Below are 21,924 nucleotides of genomic sequence, written 5' to 3' on the forward strand. Positions count from 1 at the left end.
TCGAGCATTTGCCGCTGACAGCGCTGTCGGCCGGCCTTCGAGTGGGAGAACACGCCAGTGACCATTCCGGGGGGATCCACCAGCGTACTCAGCGACCGCCGCGGCGCATGGGCCTTCTGGATCGGCTGCGCGGCGGTGACCGCCGGCGTGCTGGCGCATCTGCCGATGGTCTGGATGGCGCGCGACATGGGCTTCCAGCTGGCCGGCATGCCGATGGATCCGGCCATGATCGGCGGCATGGGCCTGATCGTCGTCGGCGTCGCGGTCGCCGGGTTCGGACTGCTGCCGCGGCGCAACCTCCAGGCCGAAGCCCAGGCCGCCCGCGTGCACGTCTCGGCCGCCGAGGACGCGCCGCTGACCGCGGCCCACTGGCGGCTGATGGCCCTGCTCGTCATCGCCCTGGTCATCGACGTGATGAAGCCCGCCAGCCTGGGGTTCGTGGTGCCCGGGATGATCCGCGAATACGGGGTCCCGAAGTCCACCGTCGCCCTGCTGCCGTTCGCCGCCCTGGCCGGCACGGTCGCCGGCTCGATCGTCTGGGGGCTTTTGGCCGACATCTTCGGGCGGCGGGCGTCGATCCTGCTGTCGGCGGTGATGTTCGTCGGCACCTCGATCTGCGGCGCCATGCCGAGCCTGTGGTGGAACATCGCCATGTGCTTCCTGATGGGCGCCGCCGCCGGCGGAATGCTGCCGGTGGCCTACGCCCTGCTGGCCGAGAGCATGCCGTCGCGGCACCGCGGCTGGAGCATGGTGCTGATCGGCGGCCTCGGCGCGGTCGGCGGCTATCTGGCGGCCAGCGGCCTCTCCGCGGCGCTGCAGCCCGCCTTCGGCTGGCGGGTGATGTGGTTCCTGGGGCTGCCCACGGGGCTGATCCTGATCCTGCTCAACGGCGCGATTCCGGAGTCGGCCCGGTTCCTCCTCAGCGTCGGCCGCGTCGAGGAGGCCCACGCCGTGTTGCGCCGGTTCGGCGCACGCATCATCGCGGGACCCGACGACGGCGCCGCCGACGCCGAAGCCGGGCTTGCCCACGGCCCGGTCGCGACACCGCCGCTGGCGCGAAACCACCTCAGCAAGACCCTGTCGCTGTCGATCGTCGCCCTGACCTGGGGACTGGTGAACTTCGGCCTGCTGCTGTGGTTGCCCGCCGACCTCACCGCCAAGGGCTACTCGATGGAAGCCCTGAGCCGCCTCCTGGCCCTCTCCGCCCTGATCGCCGCCCCCACGGTCTTCCTGAGCGCCTTCCTCTACAGCCGCTGGAGCACCAAGTGGTCGCTGGTGCTGATGATTGGGATCATGGCCCTGGGCCTGGCCCTGGTGCTGCACATCGAGACGACGTCCGGCCCGAGCCTCAGCCCGATCCTGCCGATGGCGCTGTTGATCGTCGGCTCCAACGGCGTGCTGGCCATCCTGCTGCCCTATGCGGCGGAGAGCTATCCCCTGCGCGTGCGCGGCCGCGGCGCCGGGTGGGTGGCGGCCTGCTCAAAGTTCGGCGGCCTGCTCGCCCAGCTCCTGGCGATCCTGGCCGCGGCCCCGGCGGTGGGGCCGGCCGCGGGCCTGATCATGATCCCGACCCTGCTGGCCATGGTCCTGATCGCCTGGTTCGGGGCGGAGACCCGCGGGCGCGACCTGCGCGACCTGGAGGCGGACCCCTCGCCGCTCCTGGCAACCGCCCGCAGCGGCGGCTAGGCGCGGAGCGCGGCTTGGCGGGGTTCTGGAAATCGATCCTGCTGGCGGCGATCCTTGAGACCGCCGCGTGGGCGAGCTTTGCGGCTGAGCCGTCGCCGACGCCGGCCACCGTGGCCGCCCTGCCGCCGCAGGCGACCCTGGGCCGTGGCGCGCGGGCGCCCTTCGTCGAGTACGAAGCGGAAAACGGCCTGACCAACGGCAAGATCATCGGCCCGGACCGCACGTTCACGAGCCTGGCCGCCGAAGCGTCGGGACGGCGCGCCGTTCGCCTGGAGGGCGTCGGCGGCTACGTCGAGTTCATCCTGGATCGGCCGGCCGACGCGGTCAGCCTGCGCTACGCCCTCCCGGACGCAGCCGATGGCCGCGGCCTCGACGGTCAGATCGCCATCTACGCCGACGGGGTGCGGCTGGGCGCGCTGGCTCTGACCTCTCGCTATGGCTGGTTCTATGGCCGCTATCCGTTCACCAACCAGCCGGGCGACGGGCGGCCGCATCACTTCTACGACGAGAGCCGGCTTCGCCTCCCAGCCGTCCTGCCGGCGGGAACGCGGGTGCGGTTCGTCGTCGAAAAGCCGGATGCGGCGGCCTGGCGGGTTCTCGACCTCGCCGACTTCGAACGGGTCGGGCCACCGGCGCGCCGGCCGCCGAACGCCATCTCGATCCTGGGATTCGGGGCCGACCCCTCCGGCGCCAGGGACTCCCTGGCGCCCATCACCGCCGCCATCGCCGCCGGCCGGCGATCGGGGCGACCGGTCTGGATCGACCCGGGCGTCTATCGGGTGGACGGCCACCTCGTGGCGGACCGGGTCACCCTGGCCGGAGCGGGGCCGTGGTATTCGGTGCTCACGGGCCGCGGCGTGGGCGTCTATGGCCGCGCGGCGCCCCACGGCAGCCGGGATGTCGTTCTGCGTGACTTCGCGATCATCGGCGAGGTCGAGGAGCGGGTCGACAAGGCCAGGCTGGCCGGCGTCGGCGGGGCGATGAGCCGCTCGGCGATCTCCAACCTCTGGATTCAGCACACCAAGGGCGGCCTCTGGTTCGACGGCCCGATGTCGGCGATCCGCGTGCGCGGCCTGCGCATCCTCGACCAGACCGCCGACGGCCTCAACTTCCACCGCGACGTCGCCGATGCGGTGGTGGAGGACACGTTCGTGCGCAACGCCGGGGACGACGGCCTCGCCTCCTGGTCACAGGGCAAGGGCAACCGCCGCATCACCTTCCGCCGCAACACGGTCATCGCGCCCGTGCTCGCCAACGGCATCGCGGCGTACGGCGGCCGCGACATCACCATCGAAGGCAACCTGGTCGCCGACACCGTCACCGAGGGCGGCGGCCTGCACCTGGGCAGCCGCTTCGAGGCCACGCCGTTCGGAGGCCAGATCCGCCTCACCGGCAACACCACGGTTCGAGCCGGCGTGCTGGACCCGAACTGGCGGACCGGCGTCGGGGCGCTGTGGCTCTACGCCCTGGACGGGCCGATCGACGGGGCGCGGATCCGGGTGGAGGACACCGACCTCGTCGACAGCTCCTACGAGGCCATCCAGTTCACCGGCAAGCCGATACGCGGCGTCAGCTTCAGCCGCATCACCATCGACGGGGCTGGAACCTATGCCGTCCAGCTGCAGTCGAGCGGCGCGGCCACATTCGATCGGGTCAAGTCCCGCGGCCTGGGGATCGGCGGCGTCCACGACTGCGGCTCGGGGTTCGAGGTGGTCCGCGCAGCGGGGAACGATGGCTGGGAGACGACCCTGTGCCCCGCGGCTGGGGTTCAGGGCGCCGCCCGCAGGTAGGCCGCCATCAGCTGCTGCTTCAAGGCGCGGCGGAACGCCGGGCTCATGGGCCCCAGCGCGCCTTGCAGGTCGGCCGGGATGTGCGCCCTCGCCTCGCGGGTCGCGCCAAAGACGTGCGTGTCGAACATCGCCTTCCAGTAGGCCCGCTCGCCGGGCGGCAGGTCCCGCAGCGCCAGCAGCGCCGTCTGGAAGCAGTCGCTGGCCCGCTCCAGGCCCTCCCCCGCCTCGCCCCACCAGTAGTTGACCATGGCGTTGTAGGGATCGAGCGAGGTGACGTGGTGCCACCAGTATCGGGGCATGAACAGCGCGTCGCCCGGCTCCAGAAAGGCGACCTGGGCCGCGGCGATCGCCTCGCGGTATTTCGGAAAGCGCGCCAGGTCGGGGGCCTCGGGGTCGACCAGCGACAAGGGCGGCGGGGTCTCCAGCGGCCCGACGTAGAGGTTCGCCACCTGCTCCGGCGGGAACAGCAGGAACCTCCGGCGGCCGGCGATCACGCAGGCCAGGTTGTGGTCCGGGTCGTGGTGCGTCTGGGTCCGGATCGGGCCGCCCAGCCACAGCCGCGGCATGACCTCGGGCGGCAGCAGGGCGAGCGGGTTCTGGCGCACGAAGTCCGCCAGGTGGCTGGCCAGCGGCAGCATCTGGATCGCCACGTAGGGCGCGCCCTCACGGCCTGTCAGGGCGCCGATGCGATCGAGGGTCTCGGTGATCCCGCACTGACGCTTGGAGAAGCTGAACTCGGACATGTCGGGGCCATAGCCGAACCGGCCACGGGTGCTCGGCGGCGCCTCCATGACCGGCGCCAGGGCGCCGCGGTCCATCGCCTTCAGGTAGCCGTTTAGCGCCTCCGGCGAGCGGCGTCCGGCCGCCAGCGCCGGCCAGTCCTCGAACACGCCCCTGAGGATGAGCGGCCGACCCGCGCGCACCATCTCCTCGAACCCCTCCCTCGAGGGCGGCGGGGCTACCGGCGTGCGCGGCAACCGATCGAGGTCGCCGGCCGCCTCGGGCGCAACAGCCTTATCCATGGGGCCTAGCTGCCGCTCGCGATCTCGGGGACCTTTTCCCGCCGACAGAGCCGGTCGAGATATTGCTGGTGGGACGGCTGCTTCAGGACCTGCTCCTTGATGAAGCCCAGGATGCGCCGGAACTCGCGCTTGACCTCTTCCGGCGAGGTCTGGTCGATGATCGGGATGTGGCTGCCGGGCATCAGCCCCTGGCCGACAAACAGCGCCCGCCAGCTGTCGATCAGGAAGGTCTCGTCCTCCAGCAGCGTCGCCTCTCCCCGGGCGGCGAAGGTCTCGATCTTGTGGGTGAGTTCCGGCGAGGCCGGCGCGCGGCGCGCGGCGCTCCAGAATTCGGAGTCTCCGTAACGGTTGAGAACGTAGAAGGCGGACTGGAAATCGCGGATCCGCTCGAACGCCGATTGGGTGATGCGATTGTATTCCTGGCGCTCCACGGCGAACGCCCCGCCCAGCGGAAAGAGCTCGAGGAGATGCACCAGGCCGAGTTGCACCGCGTGAAGCTCCACCGCATGTGTCGCGTCGAAGAGGCAGGCCGCCTCGCCGAGCGCGACGCAGTTGCGGGCCCAGGCGACGAGCCGGCGGCCGGGATCGGCCCGGCGCACTACGGCGTCGTCCAGGTCGAGTTGCGCGACCTTCGCCGCGCCCACCAGCGCGGCCCCGTCATCGCAGTAGGCGCTGGAATAGGCCTGCACGATGTGGGTCGCCGCCTGGGTCGGGAACAGGCCCACCCAGCCGGCCTCCCAGGCGCGCAGTTCCGCGTAGACCGGCGCGGCGGCGTAGGGCGCGGCGCGCGCCACCAGCGTGCGGTCGGCGACAAAATGGCTGCGCCAGTCCTCCCGCCCGACGCCGAGAACGCCAGCGATCAGGCAGCCTTCGGCGCCCGAAGCGTCGAGGAAGAACTGCCCCTCGACGCGCCGGCCCCCGGCCAAATCGAGCGCCAGGATGTCGCCGCTGTCCGGATCGAGCACCGCGTGAGCCGCGTCCGTCTGAAGGGCGGTCACACCGTGTCGGACGGCGAGCGTCTTCAGCACGCTGGCGTAGGCCAAGGCCGGCAGATGGTAGCCGTAGTCCGTCCGACCGAACCGCTCGGTGGTCTCGTCCGGCAGCAGCATTCGGCCCTGCTTGGCGGCGGCCGCGGTGAGGGAGAAGTCCTCCAGCGCCACCGACAGGCCCAGGCTGCGGGCCTTGAGCCAGTAGGCGAAGAAGTCCTTGTGATCGATCGCCGCGCCATAGGAGCCGTAGGCGTGGAAGAAGCTCGGGCCGGCGCCGCCGGAGGACTGGAAGTTCTGCCCGAGGCTGAAGCTGCCGCCCGCCAGCCGAAGCAGTTGCGCCTCGTCCAGCTGGAGCAGGTTATGGAAGGCTTCGAGCGCCGGCAGGCTGGCGTAGACGTCGGCCGGGCAAAGGCGGCTGGGCAGCTCGACAGCGGTGACCCGCACGCCGGGCCGTAGCGCGGCCTGGATCACGCTGGCCGCAAGCCACAAGGCCGCATCCCGCCCGACGACGACGACCTCGGTCAGCGGCGCGCTCATCGGACAGTCGCCAGGGGCTGCGGGCCGGCGCCGGCGCCGGCGGGGTCGCAGTAGTTCGCAATGAAGTCGGAGTGGGAGGACATCGCCGCGACGTTGGCGTCGATCCGCGTCTTCAGCCGCGCCAGGTGCGCCTCGGCGTCGGCGAGGCTGAGCCCCTCGGCCAGCCGGTCGTAGCCTCGCGGGACCACGCCCTGCCCCATCAGGACCGAGAGCCAGCTGTCGCGGGCGAACAGCCCGTACTTGTAGTCCGGCGTCCAGGCGCGCGCCTCGAACAGGCTCATCTTCTGCACGAGGCTGTCCGGGATCGGCATGGTGCGCACGTAGTCCCACAGCGCTTCGCCGCGCCGCGCATTGGCGCGGTAGTGGAGGATCAGGAAGTCGCGCACCCGGTCGTACTGGATCGCGAACAGCCGGTTGAATTCATTGGCCAGCCTGGGGTCCATCCGCGCGCCCTCGCCCGGCTTCGGCATGAGGTTCGCAAGGTCGGTCACCGCGCCCTGGATCAGGAAGATGCTGGTGGACTCCAGAGGCTCCAGGAAGCCGCTGGCGAGCCCGACGGCGACGCAGTTGCCGCTCCAGGCCAGTTCGCGGCGGCCCGGGCTGAACCGCAACAGCTTGGGCTCCGCCAGGGCCGGCCCGTCCAGCGCCCGCAGCAGCACCTCGCGCGCCCTCCCCTCGTCGGTGAACCGGCTGGAGAAGACATAGCCGTTGCCGGTGCGGTGCTGCAGCGGGATGCGCCACGTCCAGCCGGCTTCCTGCGCCGTGGACCGCGTGTAGGGCGTGAAGTCGGCCGTCCGCTCGCAGGGCACGGCCAGCGCCCGGTCGCAGGGCAACCACGGGGTCCAGTCCTGCCAGCCCACCTTCAGGGCGTCGCCGATCAGCAGGGCGCGGAAGCCGCTGCAATCGATGAACAGGTCGCCCTCGACGCGGGCGCCGCTCTTGAGCGTCACTGCCTCGATCAGGCCGGACTCGCCGCCGCAGGCGACCTCGACCACCTGGCCCTCGATCCGCTGTACGCCACGCGCGGTCGCCCAGCGGCGCAGGAAGCTCGCATAGAGGCTGGCGTCGAAGTGATAGGCGTAGGCGTAGGTCGAGCGGATCGACTTGGAGTCCTCGCTGGGAAATTCGAAGGCTCCGGCCCGGCAGGCGGCCACGGCGTAGGAATAGGCCTCCAGCGGCGCGACCGGGACGCCGGCGGCGCGCGCCCTCAGCCAGTGATGCTGGAAATGCACCCCGCCCCATGGCTCGCCGAAGGTCCCGAACGGGTGGACGTAGCTGTCGCCCGGCGCGCCCCAGCCGCGGAACTCGATGCCGAGCTTGAAGGTGCCCTTGGTCTCGCTCAGGAACTCGGCTTCCCGGATGCCGAGCATGTCGTTGAAGATCTTGATGTGCGGCAGCGTGGCTTCGCCGACGCCGACCGCGCCGATCTCGTCGGACTCGATCAGGGTCAGCGAATAGGCCGAGGGGTCGAGCAGCCGCGACAGGCCGGATGCGCACATCCACCCCGCCGTACCGCCGCCCACGATGACGACCCTGAGCGCCGCGCTATCCGCTGGGTTGCGTTCCATGGTCATGCAAGCTGCGCCTTGGACGGCGTTGCCGCAACAACGCCGTCCAACTGCGCCCTAGTACTTGAAGCGGACGCCGAACTGGATCCGCCGATCGCTGCGGATCCACGAGGAGTCGATCTTCACCGCCTTGGCCCCCGGCGTCGCGGCGGAGTCGCCGAACACCTGCTGCTGGAAGACCGTGGTCGTATTCAGCAGGTTGGAGCCTTCGAGCGACAGCTCGATTCTCGGACCCAGCTGGTAGCGGATCGAGCCGTCGAGGAAACCGGCGCCCTTCTGCCACATCGGCAGACCGATGCAGCAGTCGAGGTTGTTGGTCAGGAAGTCGGAGCGCCAGTTGTAGGCCAGCCGCATGGCGAGCGGGCCTTTCTCGTAAAGCCCGACCACGTTGAAGGCGTCGTCGGAGATGCCCGCCAGCCGGTGGGAGTCGATGACCGCGCCGTTGACCTGCAGGCCACCGCCGAAGCCGACCGTACCCCCGGCCGCATAGCCCGGCTCGGTGGCCAGGTTGGAGTTGTTGATCCCGTGCTGGATCGTGTGGGTGTAGTTGGCCTGCATCCCCAGGCCGCTCCACACGCCCGGCAGGAAGTCGAAGAAGGTCTGGAAGGCGACCTCGAGGCCCTCGAGGCTGCCGCCGCCGTTCTCGTTGCGCGGACCCCGGATCGTGACGTTCTGAGTCACGCCATTGTTGGTGAACGAGCGCTGGAACTCGCCGTAGGCGATGCTGCCGTTCAGCTTCTTGTAGAACAGCGCGATGGTGAAGGAGCTGCTTCTGTTGAAGTAGTTCTCATACGAAATGTCGAACTGATCTGCCGTGATCGGGTGCAGGGCGCCGTAACCGGAGTCCGCATTGAAGATGAAGTTGTACCCCGTCACGTTGGCCGCGACGTGCGCCGCAGTCGGCGAGTTGTAGACCACGTACGCCGAGTTCGGCCCTACATCGATCACCGGCTTCTGGATGTTGGCGAAGTTCCGCAACAGGCCGAAGTCCGGACGCGCCAGGGCGCGCGACGCCGCGAAGCGCAGGAACTGGCGGTCGGTCAGGCCGAACCGCACGTTGAAGCTCGGCAGCCAGTCGTCATGGGACCCGCCGAATGAGTTCAGCGACGAGCCGCCGTTGCTGAAGGCCAGCAGGGCCGGGGTCGCATAACACGCCGGGTTGACGACGACGTTGCTGGGCAGGGGCGTGCCACAAGGTATGGCGGTGAGCTGCCGGTACCAATCGGCCGTCGGGTAGGCGACGCCGCCGGAGCTGGTCAGTTCGCTGCGGACGAAGCGCACGCCGACGTTGCCCTGGACGGTGACGCCGTTGAAGATCGTCACGTCGTCGCCGCCGAAGCGCAGCATGGCGTAGGCCGCCTTGGTCTTCTCCTCCACATCCAGGATCTCGGGAGGGACGAAGCAGCCGTCGGTGTTGGCGGCGCGGTCGCAGAGCGGCGTCCAGCCCAGCGGCGAGTTGGTGGTGGCCTGGCTCAACGCCTTGATCAGGCCCGCCCGGTCCGCCAGCGTCTGCTGGCTCAGGAACACCATCCCCGGGTTGGGGAAGACGTCTCCGTTGTAGAACGAGCCCAGGCCCGACGACGCCCAGATCCCGGCGCCGTAGCCTTGGAAGTTCCCGGCGTGGCCGCAGGCCGCCGGATAGGCGGCCGGCGTCGTGTTGTCGATGTTGAAGCCCGGGCCGTTGCAGTTCCAGGGCGCAGACACAGGCGACCAGTTGTAGGTCGAGTAGTGGACCTGCTGGCTACGATCGGCGTAGCGCACGCCGACCTTCAAGGAGTTCAGCCAGCCGCCCTGCTGGAAGCTGTATTCGGCGTCGGCGCGCAGGGCCAGTTCATCGGCCTTGTTGCTCTCGTAGTGATCCTGAATGTACGGGATGTAGTAGTTGTGCGGGTTGGTCAGCCCGCCCGCCGCGTAGTTGATGTTGGAGCCCGGCAGCAGGGTGATCTGCGGCGTCCCGTCCCCGTTGACGCTGTACTGGGCGTTGGCCATGGTCGTTGCAGCGACCAGGATGTCATAGTTGTCGGTCGTGGCCTTGATGTACTGCGCGTCGAAGCTGGCGCGCAGGTTTTCGGTGACCTTCCACTTCAGGTTCGCGGAGAGGTCCTGGGTGCCCTCGGAGTGGTTGAAGTTGCGGGCTTCGTCGTTGACGTAGATCCCTTGACGCTGCGTCGTGCAGCTCGATCCCGGCCCGCAGTAGTTGACGAACGGCAGGCCCGGCACGGCCGAGCCGCGGTTGATGTTGTCCTGCGTGCTGCCGCCCCAATCCCCCGTGGACTGCGTGAGCACCCCGGAGACCAGCATGCCGTCGGCGCCGAAGACCAGGCCCGGCGTGCCCGGCGCGGGACCGATGCCAGCGGTGGTCAGCGGGTTGTAGGCTGGCGAGCCGAACGTGCCGAACAGGCTGACGTTGGCGCTCTTCTCCAGCCAGGCGTTGCGGTAGTAGGAGTCGTTGTACTGGGTGGTGAACTCCAGGGTCCCGGGGTTGTTCTCCCACTGGAACGCCAACGACGTCCCGTGCCGCTTGCGGTCGTAGTTCACCTGCGAAAAGTTCACCTGGCCCGGCATGTACTGCCAGGTGGAGCCGCCGTAGGGCGAGGCCGTACAACCCACCGCCCCGTTGGTGATGATCGGCTTGCCGGTGGCGTCCTGGTATCCGGCCGAGCAGAAGGTGCCGATCCGCTGCATGACCACGCCTTCGGTGCGGGTCAGGATGTGTGAATCCGCATAGTTGGCGAGCACCCCGATCCGGCCGAGCTCGGTGTCCCAGGTCTTGGCGATGATCCCGGAGTACTCGTAGGTGGTCTTCTTGCCGCGGTCGCCGTAGTTCCCCTTCACGGAGCCGGAGATCAGCTGGTCCCCGGAGTCGAACGGCAGCCGCGTGCGCAGGTTGACCGTGCCGGCGATGCCGCCCTCGATCATCTCCGCGGTGGCGTTGAGTTGATCGACGGTCGCACTTGAGCCGTCGGCGGTTGCGACAGGCGCGTCGGCGGCGTCCGCGGCCCAGGCCGGGCAAGCGACCGCCACGGCGGCCAGGGTGATCAGGGAAGCGCCACCGCCGAGCACGGCTTTGCGACCCCTATCGAGGATGGACCTTCTCATTCGCTTACCTCCCACGAAGGGCGGTGCTTCTGAGGCGCCGCGCCTTGCCCATTTTCCCGTCTCGTCGCACCCGATCTGCAGCGCCCCGGTGAGGACCGCCGCAAGGTCGCGACTGGCTCCGGACGACCCCGCCGGCGTTTCCGACAGCGCTGTCAACTGGAGTAAAATAAAACGGCGCAACCGCACCGCATTCACCGCGCCGGATTCTCGACGCACCGCGATATGTATGACGAAGTCCGCAAGCTTGACCAGTGGGGATTTCACGGCTCTGTCAAATAGGGCCGGCCATTGTCGGCCGGCGTGACATTTGTGACACTCTCGTCAATTCCGGAAATTGACAGCGCTGTCGGGAGCGATTTATGGTGACGCTGAATCGCATCGCCAAGAACCTGCGGGCAAGGACGAGGAAACCATGGGCCAGACCGCATCTCCCGTCGGCGCGCGCGCGCCGGGCGCCCTGGCGACCGCCGCCGGAGTGGCCACCTGGCTGGTCCCCTTCGTGGTGATGCTGTTCTTCGCCTGGGGCTTCGCCACGGTGATGATCGACACCTTGATCCCCAAGCTGAAGGGGCTCTTCGCCCTGAACTACGCCCAGGCGATGCTGACCCAGTTCGCCTTCTTCATCGCCTACTTCGTCATCTCCGTGCCGGCCGGCATGCTGCTGTCGCGGATCGGCTACCTGCGCGGCATCGTCGCCGGCCTGGTGGTGATGGCGCTTGGATGCCTGATGTTCGCCCCGGCCGCCTCGGCGGGAGTCTATTGGGGCTTCCTGGCGGCGCTGTTCATCATGGCGGCCGGCATCACCACGCTGCAGGTTGCGGCCAATCCGCTGATCGCGATCCTGGGCTCGCCCGACAAGTCGCACTTCCGGCTGAACCTGGCGCAAGCGTTCAACTCCCTCGGGACCTTCATCGGCCCGTTCATCGGCGCCGCCGTCATCCTCAGGAGCGGCGTGACCCCGCCCGATCCGAAGACCACGCCGCCCGCCCTGCTCGAGAGCTACCGGGTCACTGAGGCCCATGCCGTGCAGGCGCCCTTCCTCGGCATCGCCATCGGGCTGATCGCGCTGGCGGTGATCTTCTGGCTGTTCCGCAACAACACCGCGGTCCCGGCCCCCGCGCGTAACGAGACCGGGCTGGCGAGCTTCAGGCTTCTGCGCCGCCCGCGCCTGGCGCTCGGCGTGCTCGCGATCTTCCTCTACGTCGGCGCGGAGGTCTCCATCGGCAGCCTGATGGTCAACTACCTGCTGCAGCCCAAGATCCTGGGCCACACCGCCGGCGTCGCCTGCCACCCCGTCGCCTTCGACCTGCTGCGGGTGTTCTACCCCTGCCTTCACACCGCCCAGGACGCCGGCAAGATGGTGTCCTTCTACTGGGGCGCGGCCATGGTCGGCCGGCTGATCGGCTCCGGCGCCCTGTTCCTGCGGGCCCCGGCCGGCCGGCTGCTCAGTCTCTGCGCCCTGGCGGCCGGGCTGCTGGTCGCCGTCTCGGCCGCGAGCACGGGCTGGACCGCGGTGGCGGCGATCATCGCCGTGGGCCTGTTCAACTCGATCATGTTCCCCACGATCTTCACCCTGGCCATCGACGGCATGGGTCCGAAGACGCCGCAGGCCTCCAGCCTGCTGTGCATGGCGATCGTCGGCGGGGCGATCATTCCCTTCATCACCGGGGCGACGGCCGATGTGGTCGGGCTCAGCCTGGCGTTCGCGGTGCCGATCGCCTGCTACGCGCTGGTCGCGCTCTATGGCCAGTTCAGCCATTCGCGGCCGGCCGGCGAGGTCGCGCCGGCGATGACCGCCCCGTGAGTCCTGCGTCGCGGTCCGGCCTGCAGCTGGTCGGGGATGTGGGCGGCACCAACGCGCGCTTTGCGCTCGCGGACATCACCGGCCCGACCCCGCGCCTCTTCGCCTGCGAGAGCTTCCTGTGCGCCGACTATCCGGGCGTCGAGCAGGCTATCGATCACTATCTCCGCGGCGCGTCGGCCCAAGGCGCGCGTCCCCGCGCCGCCGCCATCGCGGTGGCCGGGCCGGTCACCGGAGGCGCCGCCGCACTGACCAACGGCGCCTGGCGCGTCTCGGAGGCGGCGCTGATCGACGCCGGCTTTTCGTCGGCGCGGGTGATCAACGACTACACCGCCCTGGCCCTGTCCGTGCGCCATCTGGAGCCGCAGGACCTGGGCGCGATCGGGGCGACCCCGCCCACGGCGGCCGAGGAGACCGTGGTCGTCCTGGGCGCAGGCACCGGCCTGGGCGTCTCGGCGGCCGTGCGCGACGGGCGCTCCGAGGCCATTGCCACCACCGAGGGCGGACACATCGCCTTCGCGCCCGGCGACGAGATCGAGATCGAGATCCTGCGCCAACTCACCACCCAGTTCGGTCGGGTGTCGCTCGAGCGGCTGCTGTCCGGGCCCGGCCTGGTCAACCTGCGAGCGGCGCTGGCGCGCATCGATGGCCGGGAGCCTGAGCCCCTGACCCCCGAGGCGATCGTCACCCGGGCCACGGCCGGCGAGGACGCCCTGTGCGTCGAGAGCCTCGATCGGTTTTGCGCCATCTACGGCGCAGCCGCCGGCGACATCGCCCTGGTCTATGGCGCGCGCGGTGGCGTCTACCTCGGCGGCGGCATCGCCGCCAACATCGTCGACTGGCTCCGCCAGAGCGCCTTCCGCCGCCGGTTCGAAGCCAAGGGTCGTTTCGTGGGCTACCTGGAGCCCATCGCGACCCAGGTCATCCTGCATCCCTTCGCGGCGCTGCTCGGCGCGGCGCAGTCCCTTCAGCCTGGCCGCGATGCGAGTAGCTTGGCCATGGCCGCCGATGTCCCCTGAACCACAACCACGCCTGAGCCCCGCGGACCGATGCGGCGGGCCTCAGCGCGAATGAAAGCGCCGCCATGACCTTCCTCATCCCGCTCTGTCGCCTGCTGTTCATCGGCCTGCTGTTGGCGGCGACGCCCGCCCTGGCGGCGACGCCGATCCACGCCTCCTCGCCGGGCGACGTGCTCACCGTCGAGGTCTCCACCGACGGCGACGGCCGCGCCAGCTATGCGATCAGCCGCCTCGGCAAGCCGGTGATCGCGCCCTCCAAGCTCGGGTTCCTGTTCGTCGACGCGCCGAAGTTCGACCGCAGCCTGGTGGCCTCGGACCTTGGCCGGCGATCGGTCGACGAGACCTGGGAGCAGCCGTGGGGCGAGTGGCGCCATATCCGCAACAGCTTCAACGAACTGCGCGTGGGCCTGACCGAGATCGGCGGGCTGAAACGCCGTATCGACGTGGTGTTCCGCCTCTACGACGACGGGGTCGGCTTCCGTTACGAGTTCCCGGACCAGCCCCAGCTCAAGACCGTCAAGATCGGCGAGGAGCTCACCGAGTTCGTCATGGCCCAGCCGGGCGAGGCCTGGTGGAACACCGCCTTCGAGTGGGACCGCGAGGAATATCTCTACAACCGCACCCGCATCGAGGAGGTGGGGCTCGCCCAGACCCCGATGACCGTGCGCTTCGCCGACGGCCTGCACGTGGCGATCCACGAGGCGGCGCTGGTGGACTACTCCGGCATGAACCTGGCCCGGGTCGAGGGCCGCCGCTTCAAGGCCGCCCTGACGCCCAGCGTCGGCGACGCCAAGGTGACCCGCACCGCCCCCTTCCCCACCCCCTGGCGCACCCTGCAGATCGCCGACAGCGCCGGCGGGCTCTACATGTCCAACCTGATCCTGAACCTGAACGAGCCGAACAAGCTGGGCGACGTGTCCTGGTTCAAGCCCACCAAGTTCGTCGGCATCTGGTGGGACATGCACCTCGACAAGAAGACCTGGAGCACCGGCCCGCGCCACGGAGCCACGACCGCCGAGACCCTGCGCTACATCGACTTCGCCGCGGCGCACGGCTTCGGCGGCGTGCTGGTGGAGGGCTGGAACAAGGGCTGGGACGGCGAGTGGTTCGGCCACGGCGACGAGTTCAGCTTCACCGAACCGGCCGCCGACTTCGACCTCAAGAAGGTCACCGCCTACGCCAGATCCAAGGGCGTGCAGCTGATCGGCCACCACGAGACCGGGGCCAACGCCGCCCGCTACGAGAGCCAGATGGACGCGGCCTTCGCCCTCGACGAGCAGCTCGGGATCAGCACGGTCAAGACCGGCTATGTCTCCGACGCCGCCCAGGCCCAGGTCATCGGCCTGGACGGCAAGCCGCACCTGACCTGGCACGAGAGCCAGGACATGGCCCGCCACTACCTCAAGGTCGTGGAGGCTGCGGCCCGCCACCATGTCGCGATCGACACCCACGAGCCGATCAAGGACACCGGCCTTCGCCGCACCTATCCCAACTGGGTCTCAGGCGAAGGCGCCCGCGGCCAGGAATACAACGCCTGGGGTAACCCGGGTAATCCGCCCGAGCACGAGACCAACCTCGTCTTCACCCGCATGCTGAGGGGGCCGATGGACTTCACGCCGGGGGTGTTCGGCATGAAGACCCGCTCGCCCGACGGGGTGCCGACCACCTGGGCGAAGCAGCTGGCGCTGTACGTGGTACTCTACAGCCCCGTGCAGATGGCCGCCGACCGGATCGAGAACTACGAGGCCAACCCGAAGCCCTTCAAGTTCATCGAGGAGGTGCCGACCGACTGGTCCGACACGCGCGTGCTGAACGGCGAGGTCGGCGACTTCGTCACCATCGCGCGGAAGGACCGCAAGTCCGACGACTGGTATCTGGGTTCGATCAGCGACGAGTTCGGCCGGGCCCTGACGGTCCAGCTCGGATTCCTCGATCCCGGCCGGCGGTATCGCGCGGAGATCTATCGCGACGGCCCGGGCGCCGACTGGAAGAAGGCGCCCAGCGACATCGTCATCGAGCAGCGCCAGGTGACCGCCGCCGACACCCTGACCCTGCGCCTCGCGCCGGGCGGCGGTCAGGCGATCCGTTTCACGCCGATCGACGGAGGGCGCAGGCTGCGCGGCCCCGAGCGCCCGGCGAAGCCCCGCCCCTAGCCGCCGTCAGCGCTCTGGGCGCCCTGGCGTCGGATGTGGCATGGCCTCATGCTGATCCGACGTTGGGGGAGAGTGAGTTCGATGAAGACGTTCCTGGCCGCCGCCTCGGCCGCCATGGCTCTGGCCGTCCCCGTCCATGCCCAGACGGCCGCGGCCGCGCCGCCCGCGGCGATCAAGACCTTCGCCGCCTCGGCCGAGCTCGACGCCCTGATCGCCCAGGCCAAGCAGCAGCGGAAGGACGGCCAGGCGCTGGTTTCCCTACCCCTGCTGCGCCTGCCGCCGGCCATGGCGCGGCTCGACTACCGGGCGAGCCTCGGTCCGGCCAATCTGCACAAGGCCGAGATGGAGATGTTCTACGTCCTGGAGGGCTCGGCGACCCTGGTGGTCGGCGGCGTCCTGGTGGATCCGACGCCCGCCAACGGCGGCAACCTGAACGGCGCCTCGGTGGCCGGCGGCGAGTCCCGCCGCATCGCCCGCGGCGACGTACTAATGATCCCGCCGAACACGCCCCACTGGTTCAGCGCGGTGGATCGCCTGGTGGTGATCTCCGTCCACACCCCGGCCGCGGCCTCCTAGCCGAGCTCGCCATGCGCATCTTCATCGACGCCGACGCCTGTCCCGTGAAGGATGAGATCTACAAGGTGGCCGCCCGCTACGGCCTGAAGACCTTCGTGGTGTCCAACAGCTTCATCGCCATCCCGCCCTCGCCGCTGATCGAGCGCCGGATCGTCGAGGCCGGTCCCGACGTGGCGGACGACTGGATCGCCGACCAGGCGGAGCCGGGCGACATCGTGGTCACCAACGACATCCCGCTGGCCGACCGGGTGCTGAAGAAGGACGCCGCGGCGATCGCCCCGAACGGGCGGCCGTTCACGCCGGATTCCATCGGCCAGGCGCTCGCCCAACGCTCGATCATGGAGCACATCCGCTCGACCGGAGAGATCACCGGCGGCCCGCGGCCGTTCGACCGGTCCGACCGCTCGCGCTTCCTCCAGGCGCTGGACGAGGCGGTCAACCGCGAGGGGCGCAAGCGGCGCTGAAGGCCGGGCGGCCATCGCCGATCGCGCCGCTTGCATCGGCTTCGCCTTGCGCTAGCTTGCCGGCCGTTTTCCGAGGAGGATTTCCATGCGCAGCCTGGTCTTGACGCTCACCGCCGCGGCCGTCGCGGTCGGTCTTTCGGGTTGCGGGAAGTCCTCCACCCAGCAGCCCGACCAGAGCGCCCAGGCCACCTCCGGCGCCCCCCAGGCCGCCGAGCCGACCGAGGCCGACAAGAAGGCCATCCTGGCGTCGCTGCCGGCGCCCTACAACACCGCCGACCTCGCCAACGGCCAGGGCAAGTTCGCGCTCTGCAGTTCCTGCCACACGATCACCGCGGGGGGCCCCAACATGACCGGCCCCAACCTGCATGGCATCATCGGCGAGAAAGCCGGCATGCAGCCGGCGAGCTTCCACTTCTCCGACCCGATGAGGGCCGCCGGCTTCACCTGGGACCCGCAGCACCTGGACCAGTGGCTCGCCGATCCGAAGGCCATGGTGCCCGGCACCAAGATGACCTTCCCGGGTTTCAAGGACCCGAAGGACCGCACCGACGTCATCGCCTATCTGATGGTCGAGAGCGGCTACAAGCCGCAATAGTCCCGCTCTCCCCTGACGCGATTTAGGTGTCTAGACAACCTTGACGAGAAATACGGCCGGGCGCATCCTCGGTCCGTCGAACCTGCATCTGTCCGACGACTTCCCTCCGCCCCGGCGTCCCCAATGCCGGTGCGGAGCGCGCAGAACGGGCATCCCCTGCTCCGCTCGGCGCGTCCCGCTTTTGGCCTTCCCCCACAAGGGGAAGGCCTCCTTTTTGGGGCCCCGACCTACTCCGCGGCGTTGGCGACGCCGGCCTTCTCGGCGTCCTCGAACGCCTCGATCCGCCGCGCGGTGGCCTGCGGCGACTTCGTGAACCGCGCCAGCAGATTGTAGAACACCGGCACCACGAACAGCGTCACCAGGGTGGCGAAGATCACGCCGAAGAAGATGGTCACCCCGATGGTCTTGCGGCTCTCGCCGCCGGCCCCGCCCCAGACGATCAGCGGGATCGCGCCCGCCGCCGCCGAGATCGAGGTCATGATGATCGGGCGCAGCCGCAGGGAGGCGCTCTCGATCACCGCCTCGCGGATCGACAGGCCCTCGTCGCGCAGCTGGTTGGCGAACTCCACGATCAGGATGCCGTTCTTGGCCGCGATCCCCACCAGGATGATCAGGCCGATCTCGCTGTAGGTGTTGATCGTCGAGCCGGAGACCAGCAGGCCGAAGAGGCCGCCCAGCGCCGCCACCGGCACCGTCAACATGATCACGGCCGGGTGGATCCAGCTCTCGAACTGCGCGGCCAGCACCAGGAACACCAGCAGCAGCGCCAGGCCGAAGGCCAGGCCCACCGAGCCGCCGGCCTCCAGGTAGTCGCGGGCCATGCCGCCCCACTTGTGGCTCGCGCCGGTGCTCTGGCGGGCGATCTCGGCGTCGAAGAACTTCACCGCGTCGCCCACCGTGTAGCCGGGGTTCAGCTGCACCGAGAGGGTGATGGACCGCAACCGGTCGACCCGGACGCGGTTGGGCGTGTCGCCGCTCACCTTGCTGGTGGTCACCGCCGACAACGGCACCGTCGCGCCGGAGTTGGCGCGCACGTAGACCTTGCTCAGGTCCTGCTCGGTCATCCGCTGGGCGCGGTCGGTCTGCAGGATGACGTCGTATTCCTGGCCCGACTTGACGTAGGTGGTGACCTTCTCGGAGCCGAACAGCGCCTGCAGCGCACTGCCCACCGACTGCGCCGACACGCCGAGGGCCGCGGCCTTCTCCTTGTCGATGTTGACCAGCAGCCGCGGGCTGGTGGGCTCGTAGTCCAGGCGGGCGCGGGCCATGCCGGGATTGTTCTGCGCCGCGGTCAGCAGGGGCTGCACGACGGCGTCGATCTGCGGGTACTCGTCGCCCAGCAGGATGAGGTCGACGTTGCTGCCGCCGCCGCCGCCGCCCCGCTGCAGGCTGGGCCGCACCGAGGCGACCACACGCGCCCCGGTGATCGAGGAGAATTCGCGGTTCAGCTGCGCGGCGAGGTCCTGCGAGGTGACCTTGTGCTTGGCGTTGTCAGGCAGCAGCACGTTGGCGTTGCCGGAATTGAACTGGTTGTTGCCGAAGCCGGGGATCGAGACGGTGTAGCGCTCGGCGATGCCCTGACGGCGCAGCTCCTGCAGGCGCCTCTCGACCTGCTTGGCGATTTTGAAGGTGTAGTCGTAGCCGGAGCCCTCCGGCGCCTGGACGCCGATGTCGACCCGTCCGCGGTCCTCGTTCGGCACCAGCTCCTTCGGCAGGGTCTGGAACAGCAGGGCCGCGGTGAGCGCCAGCAACAGCACCAGGCCGCCGGCCGCGATGGTCGCCGTCGTGCGGCCGAGCAGCCCCTCCAGCGAGGCCTGGTAGGAGGCGCGCAGGGCGTTCATGCCCCGGTCGACGTTGCGCGCCAGGAAGCCTTCGCCATGCGCAGGCCGCAACAGCTTCGACGCCAGCATCGGCGACAGGCTGAGCGCCAGGACCGCCGAGAACGCCACCGCCGCGGCGATGGCCACCGCCAGCTCGACGAACAGCCGGCCGATATAGCCGGGCATGAACATCAGCGGCGCGAACACCGCGATCAGCACGATGGTGGTGGCGACGACGGCGAAGAACACCTGCCGCGCGCCGCGCTGCGCGCCGACGATCGGCGGCTCGCCCTCGTCGATGCGTCGCTGGATGTTCTCCACCACCACGATGGCGTCGTCGACCACCAGGCCGATCGCCAGCACCAGCGCCAGCAGGGTCAACAGGTTGATCGAGAAGCCCAGCGGGGCCAGCACGATGAAGGTCGACAGGACGCAGATCGGCGCCACGACCGAGGGGATCAGCGCCGCCCGCCAGGTGCCCAGGAACAGGAAGTTGACCAGCGCCACCAGCGCCAGCGAGATCCCCATGGTGATCCACACCTCCTGGATCGCATGGCGGGTGAAGGCCGTGTAGTCGATGGCGACGATGATCTTGGTGCCCTTGGGCAGGGTCTTGTTGATCTCGGCGACCGCCTTGGTGACCCCGTCGGAGATCTCCAGGTCGTTGGCCTGCGACTGGCGGGTGATGGCGATGCCGACCTGGTCGGCGCCGTTGGACCGGAACAGCCGCCGGCGCTCGTCCGGCCCCTCCTCCACCCGCGCGATGTCGCCCAGGCGGGTCACGTAGCCGCTGGAGATGCTGGACGTCGACATGGTCGACATCGTCCCCTGCGCCGCGCCGGCCGTGGCCGCCGTGCCGCCCAGCGCGGCGGTCCCCTGGGTCTGGGTGCGCGTGGTGGTCGTGGCCGCCGAATTGCCGGGCACGATAGGCATCCGCGCGAACTCGGCGGCGGTCGAATAGCCCCGGGCGACACGGATGGTGAAGTCCTTGGCGGGCGCTTCCAGCGCGCCGGCCGGCAGCTCGAGGTTCTGGCTGTTTAGCGCGTTCTCGACGTCGGAGACGGTGATGCCGCGCGCCGCCATGGCGTTGGGATCGAGCCAGATCCGCATGGAATAGAGCTGCGATCCCGCCAGGAACACCTGCGCCACGCCGGGCACCGTCGACAGCCGCTCCACCAGGTAGCGGTTGGCGTAGTCGGAGAGCTGCAGCCGGTTCAGGGAGGTGGAGATCATGCTCAGGAACACGATCGGCTGGGCGTCGGCGTTGGCCTTGGCGATCTGCGGCGGGTCGGCCTGCAGGGGCAGGTTGGCGGTCACGCGGCTGACCGCGTCGCGCACGTCGTTCGCCGCCTCGTCCAGGTTGCGGTCGAGGGTGAACGAAATGCTGATCCGCGACTGCCCGTCGCGCGAGGACGAGTTGACCCGGTCGATGCCCTGGATGCCGGCGACCTGGCGCTCGATGACCTGGGTGATCCGCTCCTCGACCACCTCGGCCGAGGCGCCGCGATAGGTGGTCTGCACCGACACCACGGGCGGATCGACGCTCGGCAGCTCCCGCACCGGCAGGGCGGTGAAGCTGGCCAGGCCGATGACGCACAGGATGATCGCCGCCACCGCGGCGAAGACCGGCCGCCGGACGGAGATGTCGGAGAGCATCATGCGGCGGGGCCGCTCGCCACGCGGACCGGCTGGCCCGGCTGGATCTTGTTCAGGCCGTCAGCGACCACCTGCTCACCGGACCGCAGACCCTCGGTGATCTCCACGAACCCGTCCTGCCGCAGCCCGGTGATCACCGGGCGCTGCTCGGTGGTCGTGCCCTTGCCGTGCGCACGCAGCACGTAGACGAAGGCGGAGTCGCCCTGGACCTGGAGGCCGGATTCCGGCGCCGCCACCCCCTGGCGGGTTCCCCGCGCGATGGACACGCGGATCATCATGCCGGGCTTCAGCCGCCGATCGGCGTTGGGGAATTCGGCGCGCGCGGTGATCGCCCGGGTGCGCTCGTCGACCCGGGTGTCGAGCTGGGCGATGCGGCCCTTGATCGTGACGCCGGGGTAGGCGTCGACGTGGGCGGCGATCGGCTGGCCCGGAGCCAGCTGCGCCAGATAGCGCTCCGGCACCTGGAAATCGACCCGCATGGCGGAAACGTCGTCCAGCGTCACGATTGGGGCGCCCGGATTGACCAGCGCCCCAGGCGCGATGTCGGACAGCCCGACCACGCCGGAGAACGGCGCGCGGATCAGCCGGTCGGCCTGGCGCGCCTTGGCGACCGCGACGTCGGCCTGCGCGGACAGGTAGGCCGACTGGTACTGGTCGATCGCGGATTTCGCGGCGAAGCCCTTTTGGCCAAGCGCCTTCCAGCGGTCGTACTCGCGCTGCGCCTGCACGAGCCGCGCCTCGGCCTGGGCGAGGCCGGCGTCCTGTTCGGTGTTCTTGAGCTCCACCAGGATCGCGCCGCGCGGCACGAACTGGCCGTCGGTGAAGCGCACCTTGTCCACCAGCTGGGTGGTGGCCGCCGTCAGGGTCACCGATTGGCGGCCCTTGGCGACGCCCAGCACTTCGATCGAATCGGTGAAGGTGCGGGCCTGGACCGTGGCGGTGGAGACCTGCGTCGGGCCGCCGCCGCGTCCGCCCCGGTGTCCGCCGGCGCTCTCGCCTCCGGATCCTTGCATACCGGCCGCCTCCGCGCCGGCGGCCGGACCCTGTCCGCGCTTAGACGCCAGCTTCAGGCCGCCGACGATGACCATCACCATCAGGACCACGAGGGCGCAGACCAGGAAAAAGTGGCGTCTCAACAAGCCAAGGTGC

At 69.7% G+C, this 21,924-nt stretch carries 14 protein-coding genes; 8 read left to right on the forward strand and 6 right to left on the reverse strand.

What is annotated here, in order from left to right:
- Positions 1-57: 57 nt before the first annotated feature.
- Positions 58-1,686 carry an MFS transporter gene (locus tag DJ021_RS00100; protein WP_243625861.1) on the forward strand — a complete coding sequence of 543 codons (1,629 nt, stop codon included), beginning with the start codon at positions 58-60 and terminating at the stop codon, positions 1,684-1,686.
- A 14-nt stretch (positions 1,687-1,700) separates the two neighbouring features.
- Positions 1,701-3,476: a glycosyl hydrolase family 28-related protein gene (locus DJ021_RS00105; protein WP_165837056.1), complete on the forward strand. Its 1,776-nt coding sequence runs from the start codon at positions 1,701-1,703 to the stop codon at positions 3,474-3,476.
- On the opposite strand, the gene DJ021_RS00110 is transcribed toward DJ021_RS00105, so the two are convergent.
- The 4 genes from DJ021_RS00110 to DJ021_RS00125 are packed head-to-tail and all read right to left on the reverse strand — an operon-like array spanning position 3,455 to position 10,691.
- Positions 3,455-4,498, reverse strand: a complete 1,044-nt coding sequence (locus tag DJ021_RS00110; protein WP_111455597.1) for a cupin-like domain-containing protein — start codon at positions 4,496-4,498, stop codon at positions 3,455-3,457. The two genes, DJ021_RS00105 and DJ021_RS00110, sit on opposite strands and share 22 nt — an antisense overlap.
- Positions 4,499-4,503: 5 nt before the next feature.
- Positions 4,504-6,024 (reverse strand): tryptophan 7-halogenase, encoded by a 1,521-nt coding sequence (locus tag DJ021_RS00115; protein WP_111455598.1) that lies wholly within the window; start codon positions 6,022-6,024, stop codon positions 4,504-4,506.
- Positions 6,021-7,598, reverse strand: a complete 1,578-nt coding sequence (locus DJ021_RS00120; RefSeq protein ID WP_341538124.1) for a tryptophan halogenase family protein — start codon at positions 7,596-7,598, stop codon at positions 6,021-6,023. Before DJ021_RS00120 ends, DJ021_RS00115 begins: the two co-directional genes overlap by 4 nt.
- A gap of 51 nt (positions 7,599-7,649) precedes the next feature.
- Positions 7,650-10,691 (reverse strand): TonB-dependent receptor, encoded by a 3,042-nt coding sequence (locus DJ021_RS00125; RefSeq protein WP_111455599.1) that lies wholly within the window; start codon positions 10,689-10,691, stop codon positions 7,650-7,652.
- 412 nt (positions 10,692-11,103) lie between these two features.
- Here DJ021_RS00125 and DJ021_RS00130 point away from each other — a divergent pair, with 412 nt between their 5' ends.
- The 6 genes from DJ021_RS00130 (at position 11,104) to DJ021_RS00155 (ending at position 17,299) form a co-directional block, all read left to right on the forward strand.
- A complete protein-coding gene (locus DJ021_RS00130; protein WP_111455600.1) occupies positions 11,104-12,495 on the forward strand; it encodes a sugar MFS transporter in 1,392 nt (463 codons plus the stop codon).
- The gene (gene glk / locus DJ021_RS00135; protein ID WP_111455601.1) at positions 12,492-13,511 is read left to right on the forward strand and encodes a glucokinase; all 1,020 of its coding nucleotides are present in this window, start codon (positions 12,492-12,494) and stop codon (positions 13,509-13,511) included. The genes DJ021_RS00130 and glk overlap by 4 nt, the downstream gene beginning before the upstream one ends.
- Positions 13,512-13,576: 65 nt before the next feature.
- Positions 13,577-15,664: a glycoside hydrolase family 97 protein gene (locus DJ021_RS00140; protein ID WP_111455602.1), complete on the forward strand. Its 2,088-nt coding sequence runs from the start codon at positions 13,577-13,579 to the stop codon at positions 15,662-15,664.
- Between the two features lie 81 nt (positions 15,665-15,745).
- Positions 15,746-16,240, forward strand: coding sequence for a cupin domain-containing protein (locus DJ021_RS00145; protein ID WP_111455603.1), 495 nt, complete (start codon positions 15,746-15,748; stop codon positions 16,238-16,240).
- A gap of 11 nt (positions 16,241-16,251) precedes the next feature.
- Entirely contained in the window at positions 16,252-16,704 is a 453-nt protein-coding gene (locus tag DJ021_RS00150; protein ID WP_111455604.1) for a YaiI/YqxD family protein, read from the forward strand.
- 85 nt (positions 16,705-16,789) lie between these two features.
- Entirely contained in the window at positions 16,790-17,299 is a 510-nt protein-coding gene (locus tag DJ021_RS00155) for a c-type cytochrome (protein WP_111455605.1), read from the forward strand.
- A gap of 227 nt (positions 17,300-17,526) precedes the next feature.
- On the opposite strand, the gene DJ021_RS00160 is transcribed toward DJ021_RS00155, so the two are convergent.
- Together DJ021_RS00160 and DJ021_RS00165 are read right to left on the reverse strand one after the other, a co-directional pair.
- Positions 17,527-20,775, reverse strand: coding sequence for an efflux RND transporter permease subunit (locus DJ021_RS00160; RefSeq protein ID WP_111458907.1), 3,249 nt, complete (start codon positions 20,773-20,775; stop codon positions 17,527-17,529).
- A complete protein-coding gene (locus DJ021_RS00165; RefSeq protein ID WP_243625862.1) occupies positions 20,775-21,911 on the reverse strand; it encodes an efflux RND transporter periplasmic adaptor subunit in 1,137 nt (378 codons plus the stop codon). The genes DJ021_RS00160 and DJ021_RS00165 overlap by 1 nt, the downstream gene beginning before the upstream one ends.
- Positions 21,912-21,924: the final 13 nt, after the last annotated feature.

It is taken from the genome of Phenylobacterium hankyongense, from assembly GCF_003254505.1.
Lineage (GTDB): Bacteria > Pseudomonadota > Alphaproteobacteria > Caulobacterales > Caulobacteraceae > Phenylobacterium > Phenylobacterium hankyongense.